The organism is Streptomyces sp. NPDC050988, assembly GCF_044456225.1.
GTDB lineage: Bacteria > Actinomycetota > Actinomycetes > Streptomycetales > Streptomycetaceae > Streptomyces.
This window is the reverse complement of the sequence record NZ_JBITFQ010000029.1, coordinates 13,169-34,137: the sequence shown is the minus strand read 5'-3', so window position 1 is coordinate 34,137 and position 20,969 is coordinate 13,169. Positions and strand designations below refer to the sequence as shown.

Below are 20,969 nucleotides of genomic sequence, written 5' to 3'. Positions count from 1 at the left end.
TCATTCAGCCCCCTCGATCTGCACGACCGAGAACGTGGCCCCACCCCTGCGTGCCCGGACGCTGCCGAGAACGTACCCGCCCGCCGCCGTCACCACTCCGGTCACGATGGCCGCCGCCCGGCCCGCGCCGCCGGGGCGGGCGAGCAACGCGTCGCGCAGCCCGCGCGCGACTCCGGCGGGCAGCACGCGCGTGGTGTAGCGGCGCTCGGACTCAAGGCCCTTGTCGGCGCCCACACTCCGCGCGACCAGCGCCTTCGACAGACCCTCGGCATACGTACGCGTACGGAAGTACGCGAAGTGCTCGCGCGCCTCGGGCACCCGGTGGTGGATCACCGCACGGTCGTCGATCAGCAGGACCGCGTCCGGCCGGGCGTGGGTGAGCCGGATGCACAGCTCCGTCTCCTCACATCCCAGCGGCCGTTTGTCGCCGTCGCGCCCGATGCCGGTCGCGAAGCCGCCCGCCGCGTCGAAGGCGCTGCGCCGGAACGACGCGTTGCCGCCGAGCACGTTGCGCACCTGGACCCGGCCTGGCGGCAGACCCTTGTACGTGCAGCCCACGACCCAGTCGAACTCCTCGGGGAACCAGGCCGGCCGGCGGCCCGACGCCCAGATCGGCATCGTGCGGCCACCGACGGCCATGACCAGCGGATCCTCGTACCCCTCGGCGAAGTGGCGCAGCCAGTCGCGCTCGGCCACCGCGTCGTCGTCGAGGAAGGCGATGACGTCGCCGTACGAGGCGGCGATGCCGGTGTTGCGGCCCGCGGAGAGGCCTCGGGGGCCCGCGTTGGCGAGCACCCGCACCCCTTCGGTCTCCTTGTACTCCTTCGAAAGCCGGTCCAGGAGCGCCTGGTTGTGGTCCACCACCAGGAGCGTCTCCAGGGCCGGCCGGGACTGCGCCCGCACCGAGTCGACCGCCGCGAGGATGTCCTCCCAGCGGTCCTCGGTGTAGACGCAGACCACCACGGAGATGTCCAGGGTTCTCAAGACACCTCTCCCGGCCTGGAGTTGAGCGCCCCGGCGTGCGGACGGCGGCGCAGCGAGCGCCGGTTGGAACGCTCCTTGAGGATCACCTTGAGCACCCGCAGCCCGTCCCGCACGGCCCGCAGATTGCTGGAGCCGTGGATCCGGAGGTACTCGTGGCTCGGTATCTCCTGGACCTTGAGCCCCGCCTTGACCACCCGGATGTTCATCAGGGTCTCCACCTCGAAGCCGGTGCAGTCGAGGTCGATCTTGTCCAGGCAGTGCCGCCAGAAGGCGTTGTAGCCGTAGCAGAGGTCGGTGTAGCGGGCGCCGAACTTGCGGTTGACGGCGGTGCACAGCGCCCAGTTGCCGAGCTTGCGGATCGGCGTCATGTCGTCCGTGCCGCCGCCGTTGGCGAACCGCGACCCCTTCGCGAAGTCCGCCCCGGAGACCAGCGCGGAGACATAGCTGACGATCTCGTGGCCGTCGGCCGAGCCGTCCGCGTCGACCATGACGATGATGTCGCCGGTGGCGGCCGCGAACCCGGTGATCAGGGCATCCCCCTTGCCCTTGCCCACCTGCTCGACGACCTTGACGTCGGGCCACAGTTCGCGGGCGACCTCGACGGTGTTGTCGGTGGAATTGCCGTCGACGAGAACCACTTCGTGGATCCATCCCGGCAATGTCTTGAAGACGTACGGGAGATTCTCCGCCTCGTTCATGGCGGGAATCACGACGCTCACCGGAGGCGCTATGGCCAGGTGAGTCGATATGGGCCGGTACTTGCCGGCTGTGAGCGGATCCTGGTCCGACACGGCCGGGCGCACAACAGAACTCATGAGTCTGGTCCCTCTCGTCCGGTGGACCGCCCGCCCCTGGGCGGTCCGGCATTTTGTCCGGTTCGAAAGGGGGGTTTTGTCACTTACGGCATGCCGAAATCGATCTCCGTGCAAGCCGGGTGAGCTGGCAAAGCTGGCCGACTGGCTGGGTCGGTCGCGCGGCGGCACTCGGCACAAAAGCGGTCACCGAGCACGGCACCCCCCTACCGCGCCCCGCGCCGGGCCCTCTTCGCGATCCTGAGCCCTCCCCTGAATCGCATGTGCATGATGGTCCGATGCGGGTGGATGTACGACGGTATTGATGATTGAGACGGTATGGCAAGACCTGGAACGTGGCCTCACGTTTTTGTTGGTTTGGACGTTACCTAACGGCCCGAGCGGATTTTTCCCATCCGCTTGAGGGCTTTGTCGGCCGGCTCGAACAGCTCCGGCCGCGACAGCACCGCGTTCCGCAGTGCCCGGACCGGGGCGCGCCGCGCCCGGTGTCCGAGCGCCACGGGATGGCGGCGCGTGACCAACCCCTCGGACACGGCGAGTTCGCGTGTCTTCAGGGAATCCTTGTATTCCTTCTGCCCCCGGCCGAGATCCAGATAGGCGATGCCGTCGGCGGCAGCCGCCTCGGCCATGCGCAAATGCAGGACCAGGCCCGGGGAGTATTTGGAGAACGCCGGGTCGTACGCGGGGAACCAGCACGCCAGGACGCGTCCGGAGCGCAGCCCGAAGTGTGCGGCGATCGGCTTGCCGCCCGCGTAGAGCACCGACAGGATGCCGGCGAACGGCTCGGAACGGGTGTGGAAGAGCTGGTGCGTCAGCCGGGTGATCCACGGCTGCGCGAAGCGGTCACTGCGACCGGTCCTGCGGTACTGCGCCGACTTCCACCCCATCAGTGTGAGCAGCGCCTCGGGATCACGCTCGTCGTGCACATAGCGGACCTCGCCGTGATCGCGGCCGAGCTTGCGGTCCTTGGCGAGCGTGGTCCGGGTGAACTTCGGTGAGCGGGCCCGCAGTTCGGCGAGATACGTCTCGTAACCCCGGTCGACGTCCATGACCGGCGAGGGGAAGGTGCCGGAGGCCTCGGCCTCGAACGGCTCCTGGCCTTCCACCAGGTGGTCGAACTCCCACACCGCGAGCCCGCAGGCCCGCAGCAGTTCCCTTGCGTCCCAGGTGAAGCCGGGCCCGTGAACGAGGCCCTGGCAGTCGGAGACGCCCAGGCCGACGGCCCGGCCGACGCCGGTGGTGGTTCTCTGGAACGGGAAGAAGGCCACCGGTTCGCCGCTCTCTCTGACCACGGCGATCCGTACGCCGCGTCGGCAGCGTCCGACGGCGAGGGTGAACTCCGGTGACAGGAACGGGTTGGCGAGTTCCGGCGCGCCGTGCAGATGGGCCTTCGACTGAAGGGCGGACCACGCCGCCCGGTCGGCGGCGGTGAGTTCGCCGGGGCGGTACACGCTGATGTTCACGTCAGGATGCCCGTCTTCTCACCGTACGGCCACGGAACCGCCGTACCAGGACCAGCAGGAGAATGAGGGAGCTGAGCGCGGCCACGGCCGCGATTCCGCCACGGACCGACCACCGGTGCACCGCGAGCATGCCTTGGGCGACCAGGAGGTTGAGAGCTACTGCTGCTGACAAGGACGCGATGGTGCGGCCGAACGGTTCCATGCCGCGCAGGGCGATTCCTACCGCGGTTCCCGGAGCGGCCAGCAGGAAGAAGAGCGCGAACGGGGCGCGCAGTGGCGAGTCCACGTCGGTCAGGGCCAGCACGGCTCCGACGCCGGCGATGGCCGCGGCGGCGCCCGCGAGCAGGGGGAGCAGGTCCCTCCCCGGATCCTGGTCCAACCGCTCTTCACCACCCGATGGGGATGGGTCCGATGGAGATGGCTTGATACGTAAGGTCTGCATTGGCGACTTTGCCCCCCGACGCGCCGGATGCCGGGCTTCAATGTGGCCCAGCGCGGGCCGGGGCGTCAAGATGCGGAAGGCGTCGTAGTTCGGGTGCGGGCTGCGTGTGGCTGGTCGCGCAGTTCCCCGCGCCCCTCTTAAGGGGCGCGGGGAACTGCGCACGTCATTACGGGACGATCTTCAGGAGGCGGTTCGGGGAGCCTGTGCCGGGGCTGGTGACCACGCCGGTGGTGGCGCCGTTCACCAGGGCCGTGGATACCTGGGCCGGGGTGGCCGAGGTGTGGCTCGCCAGGTAGACGGCGGCCGCGCCGGCGACGTGCGGGGTGGCCATCGACGTACCGGAGATGGTGTTCGTCGCGGTGTCGCTGGTGTACCAGCCCGCCGTGATCGACGAACCGGGGGCGAAGATGTCGAGGATCGAGCCGAAGTTGGAGTAGCTGGCCTTGGCGTCCGTGCTGGTGGTGGCGCCGACCGTGATCGCGGAGGCGACGCGGGCCGGGGAGTACGAGGAGGCGTTGGCGCTGCTGTTGCCCGCCGCGACCGCGTAGGTCACGCCGCTCGCGATGGAGTTGGCCACCGCGGTGTCCAGCGTGGTGGACGCGCCGCCGCCGAGCGACATGTTGGCGACCGAGGGACCGCTGTGGTTCTGGGTCACCCAGTTGATGCCCGCGATGACACCCGCGGTGGTGCCGGAGCCCGCGTTGTCGAGCACGCGGACCGCCACGATGTTCGCCTTCTTGGCGATGCCGTAGGTCGAGCCGGCGATGGTCGTGGCGACGTGCGTGCCGTGACCGTTGCCGTCCGAGGCGACGGTGTCGCCGTCCACGGCGTCGTAGCCGTAGCTGGCCCGGCCGCTGATCTGCGAGTGCGTGATGCGCACGCCGGTGTCGATGACGTACGCGGTCACCCCGCTGCCCGCCGTGTCCGGGTAGGTGTACGTGCCGGAGAGCGGCAGCGACGTCTGGTCGGAGCGGTCCAGGCCCCAGGGGGCGTTGGACTGGGTGGTGTCGGTGACGTGCACCGTCTGGTTCTGCTCGACCACGGCCACCGACGGGTCGGCCGCCAGTCTCTTGGCCTCGGTCGCGGACAGGGTCGCCGTGTAGCCGTTCAGCGCGGCGCCGAACGTCTTCTTGACCGTGCCGCCGTACTCCTTGATCAGACCCTTGCCCTCGGCCGACGAGGCCTTGAAGTCCACGCCCTTCTTCAGCGTGACGATGTAGCTGTCCTTGACGGCGGTGGGGGAGTCCGCCGCGAGGATCCGGCCCTCGGCCGGCGCGGCCTGGGCGGGAAGCGCGGTGACGGCGCCGAGCAGAGCGGCGGTCGCCACGGAGGTTATCGCGGCGATCCGGATCTTCTTGCTACGCAGCTGTGCCATGCGAGGGAGTCCTCCTCATAGGCGGCGTGCGCCTGGGTGGGGCGCACGTCTGTGGGGGGTGCGGGCGTGATCGCACGCACAACCAGGAGCGTTGCGTTCCGCTACCGGTTGAGACATCAGCGTGATCGATCTACGGGGGTAGCTCAAGGGAGTTGACGCTTTGTCACGTGTCTGTCATGAACACGCAATCGAACGCACAGTGAACGCAAAGCGGAGGACCCGGTAGGTCCGGAAAAGTCTTGGCATGGACACTTCCTGTCAACACGCGTAGCTGCTACGAAAGTTACGGCAGAGATCCTGCTAAAGGGAGGTTCCATGAGACGTTCCCGACTTACGGCATACGTGACCTCGCTCCTCCTCGCCACCGCCTTCGCCCTCACCGGGGCAACGACGGCGCAGGCGTCCCAGCAAGCCGCCGCCACGGGCTATGTGGCCCTCGGCGACTCCTACTCGTCCGGTGTCGGCGCCGGCAGCTACATCAGCTCAAGCGGCGACTGCAAGCGCAGCACGAAGGCCTACCCCTACCTCTGGGCGGCAGCCCATTCACCCTCGTCGTTCAGTTTCACGGCCTGCTCGGGCGCTCGTACGGGTGATGTTCTGGCGAACCAGCTGGGCCCGCTCGGCACTGGCACCGGCCTCGTCTCGATCAGCATCGGCGGCAACGACGCGGGCTTCTCCGACGTCATGACGACCTGTGTCCTGCAGTCCGAGAGCGCCTGCGTCGCCCGCATCAACACCGCGAAGGCGTACGTCGACTCGACACTGCCCGGCAAGCTCGACTCGGTCTACTCGGCGATCAGCGCGAAGGCCCCGGCCGCCCATGTGGTCGTCCTGGGCTACCCACGGTTCTACAAGCTGGGCGGCAGCTGCCTGGCCGGCCTCACCGAGACCGAGCGGGCCGCCATCAACAGCGCCGCCGACCACCTGGACAGCGCCATCGCCAAGCGTGCGGCCGACCACGGCTTCACCTTCGGCGACGTACGCCCCACGTTCACCGGTCACGAGATCTGCTCCGGCAGCGCCTGGCTGCACAGCGTCAACTGGCTGAACATCGGCGAGTCGTACCACCCGACGGCCTCGGGCCAGTCGGGTGGCTATCTGCCCGTCCTCAACGCCTCGGACTGATCACTGCCGAGGCCTGATCGCTCCGTTCGGCGCGAGCGCCTGCGGATCGTCGGAGGAGGAGGCCCCGCCCGTCGGGGCCTCCGTCTCGCACGTCACCGAGAAGGGCACCTGTTCCGACTTCGCCTCCTCGGGACTGCGGACCTCCACACCGATCTTGTTCTTGTACGTTCCTGACGCGTCGTACGTCGTCACGATGACCGTGTTCTGCTTGGTCTTCCCGCCGTTCGCGGGGAACGACAGCGTCTTCCAGCCGGGGTCGGACACCTCACCCGACTCCGTCACCCAGCGGTACTCCACGTCCGCCGGCACGACCGTCACCGTGAACGTCGCCGTGAAGGTCGGAGCCTCCGCGTCGGGCGGCGGGCAGGCACCGGTGTAGTCCGTGTGCGAGCCCGAGACCGTGACCTTCACGGACTGGGTGGGCGGCTTGGTCGTCTCGCCGCCGCCGGTGGTCGAACCGCCGTCGCTCCCGTTCGAGCCGGAGCTCTCCGTGGTCGAGCCGCCGTCCGTGCCGCCCCCGCTGCTCCCGTCGCTCCCGCCGTCGTCACCGCCGCCCGTCGAGCCGCCCGTGCTCGACCCGCTGTTGGAGGTGTCGTCCCCGCCGCCTCCGTCGCCCCGGTTGACCAGGGCGTACGTCAGTCCCCCGAGCGCGATCGCGAGTGCGGCCAGACCCGCGATCATCACGATCGTCGCGCGCCGCGGATGGGCGGGTCCCGTGGTGGTGGTCGTCGCGGACGGTGCCTGCTGCGGCGAGTAGGCGGGCTGGGTGTAGGCGGGTGGTGTGTACGCGGGGGTGGGAGCCGGCGGGGTCGGGGCGGGCTGTGGCAGCGCCGCGATCGTCGGCGCGTAGGCGGCGCTGCCCGTATGGGGTGTGCCGCCCGCCGCGACGAGCCGGAGATCCCGCTCGGCGTCCTCGGCCGACATACGGTCCGCCGGGTCCTTGCGCAGCAGGCCCTCGATCACAGGTGCCAGAGGGCCCGCGCGCTGCGGCGCAGGCAACTCCTCGTCGACGACCGCCCGCAGGGTGCTCAGCGGGGTGTTCTGGCGGAACGGCGAGTTGCCCTCCACCGCCGCGTACAGGAGCACACCGAGCGACCACAGGTCGGACTCGGGTCCCGGCGTACGCCCCAACGCCCGCTCCGGGGCGAGGAATTCGGGCGAACCGATGACCTCACCGGTCATCGTGAGCGCCGAACTGCCCTCCACCGTCGCGATACCGAAGTCGGTGAGGACCACACGGTCGTCGTTCGACAGCAGTACGTTGCCCGGCTTCACGTCCCGGTGCAGGACCCCCGCCTCGTGCGCGGCCCGCAGTGCGGCGAGCACCTCCGCGCCGATGTGCGCGGCGCGCTGCGGCGACAACGGGCCCTCGGCGTCCAGCTGATCGGAGAGCGCGATCCCGCGGATCAGCTCCATCACGATCCACGGGCGCCCGTCCTCCGTCGCCACGTCGTAGACCGTCACCACATTGCGGTTCGCGACCCGGGCGGCCGCCCATGCCTCGCGTTCCAGCCTGGCGTACATCCGCTCGGTGTCGGGGCCCGGCAGTCCGCCCGGGGCCCGTACCTCCTTGACGGCGACCTCGCGGTGCAGCACCTCGTCACGGGCGCGCCAGACCGTCCCCATTCCGCCCTCGCCCAGCGGAGAGAGCAGACGGTAGCGCCCCGCGATCACTCGTTCACTACCAGGTTCCTCAGACACGGGCGCCCCCCATTAGCATCCGCACGATTCTGAACAAAAGTAGCTCAACCGAGTACGGTTGCCGCCCCCCTGAACACCAATCCAGCCCCAAGGGCCACCACGACGAACGCGGATCCGATCGGCACGGTCCGCCGGAGGAGTGCTGCGGTCCGGCCGCCCGACCACCGGGCGCCGTTCTCGATGGCCTTCGCGACCCGGCTGCCGATCTTGACCACGGCGAACCCGGCCGCCGTGAGCGTGAGCGCGAGCCCCGCCCCGAAGGCGAGCACGAGCAGCAGCCCGAACCAGGCCTTGCCGAGCGCCGCGGCACCGACGAGCACGACGACCGCGGAGGGACTCGGTACGAGCCCGCCGGCGAAGCCGAGAAGAAGGGTGTCCTTGAGCTTGAGAGAGGGGGAGGGGGAGTGAGAGTGGGTGTGCGGGTGGGGGTGTGAGTGGTCGCCGTGACCGTGGTCGTGGGGAGCGTCGTGGTCGTGGGAGTGGGAGTCGTCGTGGGTGTGAGCGGGGCCGTGGTCGTGGGTGTGGGACGGGCCGTGGTCGTGCGTCTGCTTGTCACCGTGTCCGTGGTCGTCCCCGTGTGTGTGGTCGCCCTTGGGGCCGTCCTCGTGCCCCTGCGCATGCGCAAGGACAAGCTCGCGATCATGGCTGTGGGCGTGAACGTGCCCGTGAGCGTGGCTGTGGCTGTGCCCATGACTGTGGCTGTGTCCATGGCCGTGCGAGTGGCTGTGCCCGTGTCCGCGCTGCCGCCAGGCCCGGCGTGCGAGGGTCGCGCCGGCCAGCATGACGATGACGCCGCTCGCCACGCCAAGCCAGGCGATCACCGAGGGCGCGGCGGCCGAGCCGGCGGTCACCAGGATGCCGAGGGCGACCACGCCCAGCGTGTGGGTGACGGTGACGGAGATGGCGAGCGGCATCACGTCACGCATCGTGGCGTTGCCGCGGGCGGCGGCCGTGGCGGCCATGATCGTCTTGCCGTGGCCGGGCGCCAGGGCGTGCATCGCGCCGAGCAGCACGGCGATGCCGAGGGCGAGCGCCGCGAAGCCGAGGGTCAGGTCCTGGCGGGACACCAGGTCGTCCAGCGCGCGGGTGAACCGGTCGGCGCCGCGCGGCAGGATGGAGGAGCCGGGCGCGTCGGAGTTCTCCTCGACGAGCGCGGGACCGCCGGGGCGGACGCGCAGCGAGGCCGTCGCCGTGTCCGCCGGTGACGAAAGCAACTCGGCGGGGTACTTGGTCAGTTCGCGCGAGACGGACTTCGTCGGTACGTCCGAGGCGGTGAGGGTCATCCGGTCTCCGCGCGCGGTGACCTCGCGCCAGCCGGGGCCGTCGTCCACGGAGGCGCGGAAGCGCACGGACAGGTTCTTCTCGGCGTTCTCCGGCAGCGGGGCCGTCCAACGGCACTCCACCCGAAGGGTGTTGAGCCCCGCCTGGCCGGGCCGCACCCGGGCGAGGCTCTCGCCGACGCTCAGCGCGACGGCCTCCCCGTCCACGGTCACCCGGCTCTTCCCGGCCGCCGTCTCGCACCGCTCCCGGGCCCAACTCTCCATGCCCGCCTTGTCGATGGCGGGCTTGGCCTGCGTCGCCGGGATCTCCGCGAGGTCCTCCACGTGGTCGACCCGCAGCTGCCCGGGACCGATGACGAGTCCGTCGTACCGGTTGACGGTGAAGTTCCCGAGCGGATGCGCGGACGCGGTTCCGGAGGGGACCAGCACGAGCGCGCAGGCCGCCACCAGGACGGCCGCACCGGAGGCGAACGCCCGTCGGCGCACGGCCACTTGGCGGGCCAGCCGGACCCGGAGGCCACGCGCGGGGACGGTGCTCACTCGGCACCGCCCAGCGCCTTGAGCGTCTTCTGGGCCAGCTTCGCGCCCACCGGCGAGAAGCCCGGGTTGAGCTTCAGCGCCGCCGAAAGGCTGCCGCGGGCTTCCTTCTTGTTGCCGGTGGCCTGTTCGATCATGCCGCGGTGGTAGAGGAACGTCGCGTCGCGGTAGCCGGTGGCCGTGGCGCGACGGGCGTAGGGGAGGGCCTCGTCGTCGCGGCCGTTGACGTGCAGGGCCCAGGCGAGCGCGTCCGCGGTGTGGACGGTCTCCCGGCGCTCCCACTCGGCGCGCGCGGCGCGCAGGGCGGCCTTGCGGTCGCCGTGGTCCGCCGCCGCGAGGGCCGTGTCGAGGTCGGCGTTGACGCCGTTCGCCCGGGCCAGCGCGGTCCAGGCGTTCACCAGGGCGTACTGGGCACGGGCCTTCGCCTTGTCCTCCTCGCCGCCGCGGGCCTCGTACAGCTCGCCGAGCACGACCAGCGGGCCGGGCAGCGGGAAGCGGGCCACGACGTCCTCCATGCCGGCGATCGCGGCCTTGCTGTCGCCGTCCGCGGCCTGCGCCCTGGCCCGGCCCTCCAGCGCCGGGAGGTACGCCTTGTCGGCCCGCAGGGCCTGCTCGTAGTACGTCAGCGCCGTCTTGTACTCGCCCTCGCGCCACGAGAGTTGGCCGAGCGCCGTTGCCACGTACGCGATGTCGCCGGGGGTGGAGGAACCGGCGAGCGCCTGCTTCAGGACGCGCCGCGTCGTGGTGACGTCCCCGCGCAACTCCCGTACGTAGGCGTAGCGGGTGAAGACCGGGATGCCGGGGCGACGCTCATCGGCCTGGTCGGCGGCCTTGGACGCCTCCTTGTAGCGGCCGAGTTCGACCAGGGCGTCGATGCGGGTCGACAGCGCGCGCTCGTTGTACGCGTTCTCGTCCAGCGCCTTGTCGGCGTACCGCAGCGCGCCGGGGAAGTCGTGCCGGGCCGCGGCCAGCGCCGAACGGCCCGCGAGCGCCGGGTCGTTGTCCGGCTTGAGCTTCAGCGACCGGTCCAGCGCGCGCTCCGCCTGCGGATAGCGGGACGGGTCGCCGTTCGTGCGTGCCTGCTCGATGTAGGCGACGCCGAGCGTGGACCAGCCGTTGTAGTCCTTGGGCTGTGCCTTGAGGTGGGTCTGCAGTGCGGAGATGCTGGAGGCGAGGCTGCCGGTGGCCAGCAGTTCGGGAGCGACGCCGGGCGCGGACGCCACCGTACGCACGCCGGCGTCGTCCTTGTTGCCCAGAACCACCGCTCCCGCGGTCATGGCGATGGCGACGGCGACGGCGCACGCGCCGAGCCGCAGCATCCGTGCCCGCGGGGACTCCGGACTCTCCTTCGGCCGGTCGGACCGGTCCGACCGACCGGACCGGTCGGGCCCGTTCTCGCCCTCGGGCGGCGGGGTCACGTCCGCGCGATCCTTCTCCTGCGCGTCCTCGTTCGTACCCGGGGCCATGCCCTCTCCTCAATCTCCTTGGCGGAAGCGGTGGTTCGGGGGTGAGCGGCGCGGCCCGCGCGCCGTGGGGGACGGATACGCACGGGCCGCGCCAGTCGGAGTGCGGGTCAGTAGGACCGGCGGCGGCCACGCCACCACAGGAGACCCGTGCCGATAAGCAGGAACCCGGCCGCGCCCGAAGCCGCCGAGACGGCGATCAGAGTGGTGTCGTCCATACCGGCCACACCGCTCGTGGTGCCCGCGGGCTGCAGGGCGTCACCGATCTGGTTGCGGACGTCGTTCGTGCCCGTGGTGCCCTTGGCGAGCGGACCGCGCGAACCGGAGGTCGGCAGCGCGACGTACGGGAACGCCTTCTCGAACTTCTGGTCGTTCTTGTCGACCGCGTCACCCAAGTCGTTCTTGGCGCCCACGAGTTCGCCCTCGACGACCTGCAGCGCGATGTCCAGCACGTCGTCGCCGAGACGGCGGCCGTTCGGGAAGCCCGCGTTGTCGCCGTCCAGCACGCCGAGCCGCTTCTCCTTGGCCGCCGGCTTGATCGAGGTGTTCAGGCGCAGCATCTCCGAAGCACGCACGTGCGGGGGCTGGTTGAGGCCCTCGACACCCTTGAGGAACACGTCGACCAGGTCGTTCCTGGGCTCCTTCGGGGCCGGGATCTTGTAGATCGCCTCGATGAGCTTCGGCAGTTCGGGGTTGGTGACGTTCTCCAGGAAGTCGCCGTCGTTCCAGGGCGAGGACGCGTTGAACTTGTCCTTGTCCTTGATCGGGTTGACGACCTCGTTCACCAGCGGCATGCCGAGGCGCGAGACCTGCCGGTACTCGCCGCTCGCGCTCCTGCGCTGCGTCGTCGACCAGATGCCCACGATCGGCTGGTCGGCCGACTCCTGGATCATGTCCGTCGGGACCTGCAGAGCAACGGAGTTGACGTTGTATTCCTTCAGCGTGTCATTGCCGACCTCGGACAGGTTCCCGCCGTACAGCAGGTCGAAGACGCGCAGGTCCAGGAAGAACGGGTCGTCCGCCTGACCGGCGAACGTCTTGGCCCCGCCCGGGAGTTCGTGCACGGCCTGCTCGCGGAGCTTGGCGTAGTCCGGCATGGACGCCTTGCCGACGTTCGACGGGGCGACCGGCACGTCGTCCGCGTACTTCGTCTTCTTGACCAGGTGCTGGTCCTTGAGCTGCAGCAGGTCGATGTCGTAGGTCTGCGTGATGTTGAGGTCCGGGTCGTCGAGGCTCTCGACCGGGCCCGTGTTGTACAGGAACGTCTTGTCGTTCTTCACGTGCGTCTTGAACGTGTACCGGAAGACCAGCTCGCCCTGTGCGTCACCGTTGTTGTCGATGTGCAGGTCGTACTGGGCGTCCTCGGCGAACGTGAAGAAGTTGGGCCCGCCCGCCGGTTCCTCGAACGGGATCCAGTTGGCGACGAGCGTCGTGGTGTCCGGATGGTCCGGGCTGACGAACGCGTACACGTCCGTGTTGTCGAACTGCGGCTGCCCCGAGATGAGCGGAGCCTCCCGGTGGCTGGACGCGCTCGCCGTCCCCGGTCCGAGCGCGGTCACGCCGACGGCCGCGAGCCCGCCGGTGGCCAACGCACCGCAGACAAGGGCCGCAAGGCTCCTGCGTCCCACGAACCCGCTGGTGAAAGGTGTCATGCCGTCCGTCCTCTGTCCCAAAGCTGTGTTCCGGCGGTGATGTCCGCGAGAAGCGACCCGTCGACTGATCTGCTCCTGCTCTCGTTCCGCGTCGGTTGGTGTTGCCTGATGCACGCCATTCGGAGCCGGGGCTCGGAAGGATTGGTTCGGGATTCACCCGCGTTTTCAAGCAGTTGATCCGTAACCCCATCCGAAGGCGTTCCGGCGCCGAATACGTGAGGATGAGACGGGCCGTTCAATGGCCGGAGAGGGGGAAACGAGTGGAGGCGGACGAACTTCTGGTGCTCGTGGCCGGAGGAGACCAGAAGGCCTTCGAGGATTTGTACGGTCTGGTGTCCGGGCCGGTGTTCGGGCTGGTACGCCGCGTGGTGCGGGATCCGGCCCAGTCCGAGGAGGTGGCCCAGGAGGTGCTCCTCGAACTCTGGAGGTCCGCCGGACGCTACGACCCGGGCCGTGGCAGCGCACTGTCCTGGGTCCTCACCCTCGCGCACCGCCGGGCGGTCGACCGGGTCCGCAGTGCCCGCGCCGCCGGGGAGCGCGAACTGCGCATGGCCCGGCGCTCGAACGGCCCCGCCTTCGACCAGGTCGCCGAGGAGGTCGAGGCCGGCCTCGAACGAGAATGGGTGCGCCGCTGTCTGGACCGGCTCACCGCCCTGCAACGACAGTCCGTCACCCTCGCCTACTACGACGGCTACACGTACCGTGAAGTGGCCGAGCGGCTCTCCCTGCCGCTCGGCACGGTCAAGACGCGCATGCGCGACGGACTCACGCGGTTGCGCGACTGCCTGGGAGGTGTCGCATGACCAGCCTCTTCCGGCGGAGTGATCTGCACTCCCTGGCCGCCCCCTACGCCCTGGACGCCCTGGAACCCCATGAGCACAAGCGATTCGAGAAACACCTGAGGCGCTGCGACAACTGCGCCGCCGAAGTGCGCGCGCTGCGCGAGGACGCGGTCCGCCTCGCCTGGTCCACGGCCGCCCCGGCACCGGCCGCCATGCGCGACCGGGTCCTGATGGCCGTACGGACGACCCCTCAGGAACCGGCGGCCTTCGCCCAGCCACCAGCTCGGTCGATCACGGACCGGTACGGGGAGCGGGCGCCGTCGCGTGGCCGTCGCTCGGGCTTCTCGCCGTTCCTCATCCCGCTCGCGTCCACCACGGCCGCGGCCGCCCTCGTCGTCGCCGCGCTGTTCGGCATGCAGGCGGCCCGCACCCAGGACCAGCTCGCCCAGGAGCGCGCCCAGGCACGTGAGATCGCACACGTTCTCGCCGCGCCGGACGCCCGCGCGAGCGCCGGACGCGACGCGAACGGACAGGGCATGAGCGTCGTCGCGTCCGCCTCGCAGCGCACCGCTGTAGTGACCGCGGCCGGACTGGGTACACCTTCGAACGGAAGGGTTCACCAACTGTGGCTCATGCGACCGGAGGAGAAACCGCGATCCCTGGGGCTCCTGGACGGCGACACGCCCTTGATTGCCACCGGGCTGAACACGAACGCGACATCACTCGCTGTCACCGTCGAGCCGTCGGGCGGCTCAGCGCAGCCAACAACCGCCCCGGTTGTCCAACTCGCCCTGGAATCAGTTGGATTCGGAGAGTAACCGTCAACACCCTTACCGGAAAGGTGAATCCCGCGCCCGGGATACACGGGTGTGGAGAGGGAGCGATAGGGTTAACCTGCCCGGGCCGGGTGCCCTCGTATGGGTGGGGAGTGACATGGAACAGATAACAGTGCGTGGCAGGGCGCGAGTCCCTGCGATCACGTGTGGCAGCAGCGCGACCAGCTCGCGCCTCGACCGCCATCTCTCGGTGATGGGTGGCCCCGCCATCCCTCAGCGCGAGGCGGCAGAGGCGACGGACCTGATGCGCGAGCTCACCGCACGTGACACCGCGCACAACCGCACCGCCAGGGGCGCGCGAGTGAGGCGGGTCTCGCTCTTCGCACCGCTGCGCCGACTGCGCCGTTCCCTGTTCGGCGGCCGCTGAGCGGCCTCGGCCGCTGACAGGCGGCCGAACCCGAGCAGGACCCCGACCCGCGCTCAGGCGGTCACACCGTCCCGGCGCAGTGCTGCGATCTCATCGTCCGTCATCCCCACGGCACGCAGCAGCGCCCCGGTGTGTTCCCCGAGCGCGGGTACGGGCCCCATCCGCGCCGAGTCCCCGCCCGGCAGCGTGATCGGCGGCAACAGCGCCCTCAACGGCCCGACCGGCGAACCCACTTCCCGCCACCGGTCCCGCGCCGCCAGCTGAGGATGCTCCGCCACCTCCCGTACGTCCCGCAGTCGCGCACACGCGATCCCGGCCGCCTCAAGCTGCGCGACCGCCTCGTCCGTGACCAGCGCCGCCAGCGCCTTGCCGACCAACTCGTCGGTGTGCTCCCGGTGTTGCACTCGCGCCGCGTTCGTCGCGTACGCCGGGTCGTGCGCCAACTCCGGCCGCCCAAGCACCTGTTCGGCCAGTCGCCGCCACTCCCGGTCGTTCTGCACCGACAGCAGCACCCGCCCGCCGTCCGCCGTCGGATAGGCGTCGTACGGGGCGATGACGGCGTGCGCCAGACCGGTGCGCGCCGGGGAAGTTCCGCCGTGCATCGCATGGTGCAGCGGATGCCCCATCCACTCGGCCAGCGCCTCCAGCATCGACACCTCCACCGGCCCGCCGCGCCCTGTCGTGCCACGCCGCACCAGCGCCGCCAGCACTCCCGAGAACGCGTACATCGCCGCCGCGATGTCGGCCGCCGGGATCCCCGCCTTCACCGGCTGGTCGGCCGTCCCCGTCACGGACACCAGCCCCGCCTCGCACTGCACGAGCATGTCGTACGCGCGCTTGCCGGCGTACGGACCGAAGGCCCCGTAGCCCGAGATGTCCACGGCGATCAGCCGGGGGTCGGCCGCGCACAGCGTCGCCGCGTCCAGGCCGAGCCGCGCGGCGGCGCCCTGGGCGAGGTTCTGCACGAAGACGTCCGCGTCCGCGACGAGACGGCGTACGACGTCCAGGCCGCGCGGGTCCTTCAGGTCGAGGGCGATGGACTCCTTGCCGCGGTTGCACCACACGAAGTGCGAGGCGAGACCGGCGGCCGCGGTGTCGTAGCCGCGCGCGAAATCACCGCCGTCGATCCGTTCGACCTTGACGACCCGGGCCCCGAGATCGGCGAGCTGCCGGGTGGCGAAGGGGGCCGCGACGGCCTGCTCGACGGCGACGACGGTGATGCCCTCAAGGGGCAGGGGAAGCGGCTCCATGCGAGGGATCATGTCCCGGACGCGAGGGCTTTGTCATGCGGCGGCGGGGAGGCCGGTCGGCAGGTCGGACGGTCGGTCGCGGCCCCGGGGCGAGCGGTCAGCGGCCGCCGTTCGTGTACCGGCGGACGGCGAGCGGCATGAACACCGCGATGAGGACCGCGCACCAGACCAGCGACCCCGCGACGGGGTGCGTCACCGGCCAGGCCCCGTCCGTCGGCACCGGCGCGTTCCCGAACAGGTCGCGCAGGGCCGTGGTCACCGCGCTGATCGGGTTCCACTCGGCGATCGTGCGCAGCCAGCCCGGCAGATTGTCCGTCGGGATGTACGCGTTCGACAGCAGCGGCAGGATGAACGTCGCACCGCCCAGCTGCCCGGCCGCCTCCTCGCTCTGCGAGGCCAGGCCCAGCAGGATCCCGATCCACGTGGTCGCGAACCGGAAGAGCAGCAGCAGACCCACGGCGCCGGCCGCTTCCAGCGCGGAACCCTCCATCCGCCAGCCCACCGCGAGCCCCACCAGCAGTACCGGCACCGTGCCCACGGCCGTGACGACCAGGTCCCCGACGGCCTGCCCGAGCGGAACGGCGGCCCGGCTGATCGGCAGTGTGCGGAAGCGGTCCATCACGCCTCGGTGCGAGTCCTGGGCGGCCTGGAACATCCCGGTCATGATCCCGTTGGCCGCCGTCGCGACCAGCAGTCCCGGCACCAGGAAGGCCCGGTACTCCTCGCCGGGCATCGCCAGCGCGCTGCCGAAGACATAGCCGAAGAACAGCAGCATCGTGATCGGCATGGTCTGGGTGAGGATCAGCAGCCCCATGTTGTGCCGGATCCGCCGCAGCTGACGGCCCAGCATCGCGGTGCCGTCGTACGCCAACGCGCTCATGTCACAAGCTCCTTGCTGTCGGTGCGGTCACCGGACCGCCTGTCGGCCCGGTTGTCGGTCCCGGCTCCGGCCGAGCCGTCGGTCAGGCGGAGGAAGACGTCGTCGAGCGTCGGCGGGCGCAGGTTCACGTCGAGCAACGGCACCCCGGCGGCGTCGAGTTCGCGTACGAGGCGGGGGAGGGTGAGCGTCGGGTCGGTGGTGACCGCTCCGACGGCGTGCCGCTCCCGGTCGAAGTCGGGGCGGGAGCCCGTCAGTTGGTCCAGGACGGCCGCCGCTGCGGCCATGGCGTCCGCGTCGGCGACGACCGCTTCCGCGTACGAGCCGATGAGCGCCTTGAGTTCGGCGGGCGTGCCGGAGTGTGCGACCCTGCCGCGGTCCACGAGGGCGATGTCGTCGGCGAGTTGGTCGGCCTCCTCCAGATACTGCGTGGTGAGCAGGACCGTCGTACCCTCCGCCTTCAGCGCGCGCACGGTCTCCCAGATCTGGTTGCGGCTGTGCGGGTCGAGACCGGTCGTCGGCTCGTCGAGGAACAGCACCGCGGGCCGGGTGATCAAGCTCGCGGCCAGGTCGAGGCGGCGCCGCATACCGCCGGAGTAGGTGGACGCGGGGCGGTCCGCCGCGTCGGCGAGTTCGAAGCGGTCGAGGAGTTCGTCGGCGCGGGCCGCCGCCTTCGGGAGGCGGCGCAGCTTCGCGAACAGCCGCAGGTTCTCCCGCCCGGTGAGATCGCCGTCCACCGACGCGTACTGCCCGGTGACGCCGATCGCGCGGCGCACGGCGTCCGGCTCCCGGACGAGGTCGTGCCCCGCGACACGCGCGGACCCCGCGTCCGGTCGCAGCAGCGTGGTGAGCAGCCGCACCGCCGTCGTCTTGCCCGCGCCGTTCGGCCCGAGCAGTCCGCAGACCGTGCCCTCCGCCACGGCCAGGTCCAGCCCGCGCAGCGCCCGGACTTCCTTGAAACTCTTCTCCAGACCTTCACTAAGTACAGCGTACGTAGTCGTCATGGTGCGACCATACCTCACTACGTACGCTGTACGTAACTACGATGGGGGCGACAGGATCCACCGATGGCAGGACTGACGACACCGATGGCAGGACGCGCCGACGTACCCGAAGTGATCTGGGCCCGACCCGAGCGCACGGGACGCGGGCCGCGGCCCGCGTTCACCCGGGCCGACATCGCGGCCGCCGCGGTGCGGATCGCGGACGCGCGGGGGCTGGACGCGGTCTCGATGCGGCACGTCGCGGCCGAGCTGGGCTGCGGCACGATGTCGCTCTACAACTACGTGCCTCGCAAGGAGGACCTGTACGAGCTGATGGTCGACGCCGTCAGTGGTGAGCACGAGCTGTGGGAGCCGGCGGGGGACTGGCGTGCCGACATGCTCCGGGTCGCCCATGAGACCCGGGCGCTCATGCTCCGGCATCCGTGGCTGCCGACGCTGATGTCGCCGGTGTACGGGTTCAGCCCCAACGCCCTGCGCTATCTGGAGCACTGCCTCACGTGCCTCGACTCCTTCGAGGGGACGTACGGCACGAAGTTCGAGCTGATCGCGATGGTCAACGGGGTGGTGACGACGTACGTGGGGAATGAGCTGGCCACGGTTGAGCGGGTGCGGGCGTTGCCGTGGTCCGAGGAGCGGGAGCACGCGGTGCGTGGGGCTTATTTGGGTGCGCAGGTTGCCACCGGGGCTTATCCGCGGATGGCGGCGGCGTTCATGGAGGATTCGGGGCCGATTGATATGGGGGCTGTGTTCGAGCGGGCGTTGGTGAGGGTGCTTGATGGGTTCGCGCCGCGGGGGGAGGGGTAGGGGGGCGTGCGGGGGTTGTCGGCTGCGGGTGCGTCGTGGCTGGTCGCGCAGTTCCCCGCGCCCCTTAAAAGATTGCGCAGTTCCCCGCGCCCCTAAAAGATGCGCCGTTCCCCGCGCCCCTAAAAGCCAAAAGATTGCGCAGTTCCCCGCGCCCCTAGAAGTCCCCCGTATCCCTCAGATCAGGGCGACCTGGCCCTCTGGGCCCTCCTCGTGGTGGTCCAGTACTGAGGCCGGCTTGCGGGACGTGTCCGGCGGTGGGAGTACGCCTGCCTCGCGGAGCGCGTCCGGCGTGATGGGGGACTCGATCGTCAACTCGGCCTGTTGCGGGCGTAGTTCCGCCAGTAGCGACAGGACCGTGATGACCTCCAGGAGGTCGGAGGTCCAGGGCTGGGGCCAGGTGGTGGGGCGGATGGCTTCCAGGGTGCCGGGGGGCGGCTGGGTGGTTCGGGTGGTGAACCACTGGTCAAGGACTCGGACGCCGCCGACCTCGAAGTCCCAGGCGGCGGGCGGGACGGGGGAGATGCGGCCCTCGTCGAGGTGGAGGGTCTCCTCGTCGCGGTCGTAGCGGAGTTCGAGGGGACGGGCGGGGAGTGGGGCCCGTACGTACGGGCGGCGGCCGCCGGGGAGTTTGGGGCGTTCGCCGTCGCGGCGCATCAGCCACAGCATGCGGTGGCCCAACTCGGTGCCGCGCGCCCAGAGTTCGGGGTCCGATGTGAGGGGAACCGTGCAGCCGCGTGGGCCCGGGCGGGCGACCGCCAGCGTCCAGGCGAGGACGTCCAGGGGAGTGGGGGCGTGGCCCAGGCGCTTGGCCAGGAGGTCCAACAGGCCCGGTGCCAGGTTGGGTTCGCGGCCCTCGGGGCGCCGGTACAAGGGGCGGATCCGGCCCGGCCGCGCGGTGGGCGCGGCCTTCGACTGGGGGAGGACCACCGGGAGCGTCGACGTGACCAGGAGGGGCGGCCCGTCGGGTGCGGGGGCCTGCTCGACCGCGAACAGCTGCCGCTCGTCCGTCACGCGCCACAACTCCGGCCGCGCCGCGTCGATCAGCCGGTGGTCGGGGATCAGCCACTGTTCGTCGAACGGCCCGTGCAGCACCCGTACCGGCTCCGCGCAGCGGCCCGACGCGCGGGCCAGCCGGACCGTTCCGGAGGACTGGCCCGGCAGTTGACCCACCGCCGAGTGGAGCGTCCGCGCGCGCGTGACGCCGAACAACGCCTCGCGGTCGGGCCCTTCGGCCTTCACGAAGGCGTCCCACCGTGCTTTCAGGGACGCCGGGTCGGGCGCCGTCGGCCACCCGCGGCCCAGCCGGGGCGGTGCGACGGACCACGGCATGAGGTCCGCGAGCAGCGGAGCGTCGTCGTGCGTCACGCTCGGCATCGTACGACGTGGGCCGTGGGAGGCGACTTGGTCCCGCATGCTCAGTGGGCGTCGAGGGTGACGGTGAAGGAGAAGCGGTCGCCGCGGTACTGGATGCGGGCCACGTCCAGCGCCCGGCCGTCCTCGCCGTGCACGACGCCCGTGTAGTGCAGGATCGGGCTCAGCAGCGGGACCTGGAGCAGCCGCGCGGTCTCCGGGTCCGCGAGCCGTGCCTCCACGGTGTCGGTGATCTGGCTGATCCTCGCCCCCGCGACATCCCGCAGCACCTTGGTCATGGGCCAGCGGAGCAGGTCCTCGGGGTCGATCAGGGCGGCCAGTTCGGGCCGTACGTAGTTGCGCGCGTGGTTGGTCGGCTCCCCGGTCTTCTCGTCGCTGCGCAGTCGGTGGTAGGTCGCGACCTCCGTCAGGTCCGGGAAGTGCTCGGAGAGTTCCGCCGACACGGGTTCGGTGCCGTGGTCAAGGAGCCGGGTCGTCATGCCCGACTGCTGGGCCACGATCGCGTCCACCGAGCCGAGCAGCCGGACCGGGGCGCCCCGCGCGGCGCTCGGCTCGATGAACGTGCCGCGCCTGCGATGGCGGGTGATCAGCCCCTCGTCCTCCAGTTCCTTGAGCGCCTGCCGCATGGTCAGCACGCTCACCCCGTAGTGCTCCGCCAACTGTTCCTCGGTGGGCAGGCGCAGAGGATCCTGCGCGGACCGCCCGAGTATCGAGGCGCGCAGGGACTGCGACACCTGATACCAGAGCGGCAGCTTGCGGTTCAGGACGATCGAGTCCGGGGCGAAGGAGGTCACGAGGGTATCCGTACCGTTCGCGGGCGCCAGGTGCAACGGGCGGTCACGAT

The 20,969-nt window shown here is 70.6% G+C and carries 19 protein-coding genes; 5 read left to right on the top strand and 14 right to left on the bottom strand.

Translation table 11 applies throughout. The features are described 5' to 3' along the window. The 5 genes from ACIBEI_RS38940 to ACIBEI_RS38920 form a co-directional block, all read right to left on the bottom strand. Entirely contained in the window at window positions 1–984 is a 984-nt protein-coding gene (locus ACIBEI_RS38940) for a glycosyltransferase family 2 protein (protein WP_398895293.1), read from the bottom strand. Beyond that, on the bottom strand, window positions 981–1,799 hold the full coding sequence (locus ACIBEI_RS38935; RefSeq protein WP_398895291.1) for a glycosyltransferase family 2 protein: 819 nt from the start codon (window positions 1,797–1,799) through the stop codon (window positions 981–983). The genes ACIBEI_RS38940 and ACIBEI_RS38935 overlap by 4 nt, the downstream gene beginning before the upstream one ends. Before the next feature lie 365 nt (window positions 1,800–2,164). Further along, complete coding sequence (locus tag ACIBEI_RS38930) at window positions 2,165–3,259, bottom strand: GNAT family N-acetyltransferase (RefSeq protein WP_398895289.1); 1,095 nt, start codon at window positions 3,257–3,259, stop codon at window positions 2,165–2,167. Between the two features lies 1 nt (window position 3,260). Next, a complete protein-coding gene (locus ACIBEI_RS38925; protein ID WP_260694999.1) occupies window positions 3,261–3,638 on the bottom strand; it encodes a hypothetical protein in 378 nt (125 codons plus the stop codon). 229 nt (window positions 3,639–3,867) lie between these two features. Then, window positions 3,868–5,076, bottom strand: a complete 1,209-nt coding sequence (locus ACIBEI_RS38920; protein WP_398895288.1) for a S8 family peptidase — start codon at window positions 5,074–5,076, stop codon at window positions 3,868–3,870. Between the two features lie 315 nt (window positions 5,077–5,391). On the opposite strand from ACIBEI_RS38920, the gene ACIBEI_RS38915 reads away from it, so the two are divergent. Continuing rightward, the gene (locus tag ACIBEI_RS38915; protein WP_398895287.1) at window positions 5,392–6,201 is read left to right on the top strand and encodes an SGNH/GDSL hydrolase family protein; all 810 of its coding nucleotides are present in this window, start codon (window positions 5,392–5,394) and stop codon (window positions 6,199–6,201) included. Here the strand turns inward: ACIBEI_RS38915 and ACIBEI_RS38910 are convergent, their stop codons facing one another. The 4 genes from ACIBEI_RS38910 to ACIBEI_RS38895 form a co-directional block, all read right to left on the bottom strand. After that, a complete protein-coding gene (locus tag ACIBEI_RS38910; protein WP_398895286.1) occupies window positions 6,202–7,902 on the bottom strand; it encodes a serine/threonine-protein kinase in 1,701 nt (566 codons plus the stop codon). It lies immediately after the preceding gene. A gap of 44 nt (window positions 7,903–7,946) precedes the next feature. Further along, window positions 7,947–9,674 (bottom strand): sulfite exporter TauE/SafE family protein, encoded by a 1,728-nt coding sequence (locus ACIBEI_RS38905; RefSeq protein ID WP_398895421.1) that lies wholly within the window; start codon window positions 9,672–9,674, stop codon window positions 7,947–7,949. 44 nt (window positions 9,675–9,718) lie between these two features. Then, window positions 9,719–11,185, bottom strand: a complete 1,467-nt coding sequence (locus ACIBEI_RS38900) for a tetratricopeptide repeat protein (protein ID WP_398895285.1) — start codon at window positions 11,183–11,185, stop codon at window positions 9,719–9,721. 107 nt (window positions 11,186–11,292) lie between these two features. Then, window positions 11,293–12,834, bottom strand: a complete 1,542-nt coding sequence (locus ACIBEI_RS38895; protein WP_398895284.1) for a DUF4331 domain-containing protein — start codon at window positions 12,832–12,834, stop codon at window positions 11,293–11,295. Window positions 12,835–13,094: 260 nt separating this feature from the next. Between ACIBEI_RS38895 and ACIBEI_RS38890 the strand changes: the two genes are divergently transcribed. The 3 genes from ACIBEI_RS38890 (at window position 13,095) to ACIBEI_RS38880 (ending at window position 14,819) form a co-directional block, all read left to right on the top strand. Then, the gene (locus ACIBEI_RS38890; RefSeq protein WP_055616860.1) at window positions 13,095–13,637 is read left to right on the top strand and encodes a sigma-70 family RNA polymerase sigma factor; all 543 of its coding nucleotides are present in this window, start codon (window positions 13,095–13,097) and stop codon (window positions 13,635–13,637) included. Then, on the top strand, window positions 13,634–14,434 hold the full coding sequence (locus ACIBEI_RS38885) for an anti-sigma factor domain-containing protein (RefSeq protein WP_398895282.1): 801 nt from the start codon (window positions 13,634–13,636) through the stop codon (window positions 14,432–14,434). The genes ACIBEI_RS38890 and ACIBEI_RS38885 overlap by 4 nt, the downstream gene beginning before the upstream one ends. A gap of 115 nt (window positions 14,435–14,549) precedes the next feature. Next, window positions 14,550–14,819 (top strand): hypothetical protein, encoded by a 270-nt coding sequence (locus ACIBEI_RS38880; RefSeq protein ID WP_055616858.1) that lies wholly within the window; start codon window positions 14,550–14,552, stop codon window positions 14,817–14,819. A 53-nt stretch (window positions 14,820–14,872) separates the two neighbouring features. Here ACIBEI_RS38880 and ACIBEI_RS38875 read toward each other — a convergent pair whose 3' ends face one another. The 3 genes from ACIBEI_RS38875 to ACIBEI_RS38865 form a co-directional block, all read right to left on the bottom strand. Continuing rightward, window positions 14,873–16,081, bottom strand: coding sequence for a CaiB/BaiF CoA transferase family protein (locus ACIBEI_RS38875; protein WP_398895281.1), 1,209 nt, complete (start codon window positions 16,079–16,081; stop codon window positions 14,873–14,875). 85 nt (window positions 16,082–16,166) lie between these two features. Continuing rightward, window positions 16,167–16,949 (bottom strand): ABC transporter permease, encoded by a 783-nt coding sequence (locus ACIBEI_RS38870; protein ID WP_398895279.1) that lies wholly within the window; start codon window positions 16,947–16,949, stop codon window positions 16,167–16,169. After that, window positions 16,946–17,950 carry an ATP-binding cassette domain-containing protein gene (locus tag ACIBEI_RS38865; protein ID WP_398895278.1) on the bottom strand — a complete coding sequence of 335 codons (1,005 nt, stop codon included), beginning with the start codon at window positions 17,948–17,950 and terminating at the stop codon, window positions 16,946–16,948. Before ACIBEI_RS38865 ends, ACIBEI_RS38870 begins: the two co-directional genes overlap by 4 nt. Before the next feature lie 84 nt (window positions 17,951–18,034). On the opposite strand from ACIBEI_RS38865, the gene ACIBEI_RS38860 reads away from it, so the two are divergent. Then, window positions 18,035–18,754, top strand: a complete 720-nt coding sequence (locus ACIBEI_RS38860; RefSeq protein ID WP_398895420.1) for a TetR/AcrR family transcriptional regulator C-terminal domain-containing protein — start codon at window positions 18,035–18,037, stop codon at window positions 18,752–18,754. Between the two features lie 174 nt (window positions 18,755–18,928). Here the strand turns inward: ACIBEI_RS38860 and ACIBEI_RS38855 are convergent, their stop codons facing one another. After that, a complete protein-coding gene (locus ACIBEI_RS38855; protein WP_398895276.1) occupies window positions 18,929–20,128 on the bottom strand; it encodes a type ISP restriction/modification enzyme in 1,200 nt (399 codons plus the stop codon). Between the two features lie 41 nt (window positions 20,129–20,169). Next, on the bottom strand, window positions 20,170–20,919 hold the full coding sequence (locus ACIBEI_RS38850; protein WP_398895275.1) for a GntR family transcriptional regulator: 750 nt from the start codon (window positions 20,917–20,919) through the stop codon (window positions 20,170–20,172). Window positions 20,920–20,969 lie beyond the last annotated feature (50 nt).

Bases quoted from the DNA above. Each gene is read 5' to 3' on its own strand.
- ACIBEI_RS38875 (WP_398895281.1), bottom strand. From the start codon at position 16,081: ATGATCCCTCGCATGGAGCCGCTTCCCCTGCCCCTTGAGGGCATCACC.
- ACIBEI_RS38870 (WP_398895279.1), bottom strand. From the start codon at position 16,949: ATGAGCGCGTTGGCGTACGACGGCACCGCGATGCTGGGCCGTCAGCTG.
- ACIBEI_RS38920 (WP_398895288.1), bottom strand. From the start codon at position 5,076: ATGGCACAGCTGCGTAGCAAGAAGATCCGGATCGCCGCGATAACCTCC.
- ACIBEI_RS38880 (WP_055616858.1), top strand. From the start codon at position 14,550: ATGGAACAGATAACAGTGCGTGGCAGGGCGCGAGTCCCTGCGATCACG.
- ACIBEI_RS38915 (WP_398895287.1), top strand. From the start codon at position 5,392: ATGAGACGTTCCCGACTTACGGCATACGTGACCTCGCTCCTCCTCGCC.
- ACIBEI_RS38860 (WP_398895420.1), top strand. From the start codon at position 18,035: ATGGCAGGACGCGCCGACGTACCCGAAGTGATCTGGGCCCGACCCGAG.
- ACIBEI_RS38885 (WP_398895282.1), top strand. From the start codon at position 13,634: ATGACCAGCCTCTTCCGGCGGAGTGATCTGCACTCCCTGGCCGCCCCC.
- ACIBEI_RS38935 (WP_398895291.1), bottom strand. From the start codon at position 1,799: ATGAGTTCTGTTGTGCGCCCGGCCGTGTCGGACCAGGATCCGCTCACA.
- ACIBEI_RS38855 (WP_398895276.1), bottom strand. From the start codon at position 20,128: ATGCCGAGCGTGACGCACGACGACGCTCCGCTGCTCGCGGACCTCATG.
- ACIBEI_RS38895 (WP_398895284.1), bottom strand. From the start codon at position 12,834: ATGACACCTTTCACCAGCGGGTTCGTGGGACGCAGGAGCCTTGCGGCC.
- ACIBEI_RS38900 (WP_398895285.1), bottom strand. From the start codon at position 11,185: ATGGCCCCGGGTACGAACGAGGACGCGCAGGAGAAGGATCGCGCGGAC.
- ACIBEI_RS38865 (WP_398895278.1), bottom strand. From the start codon at position 17,950: ATGACGACTACGTACGCTGTACTTAGTGAAGGTCTGGAGAAGAGTTTC.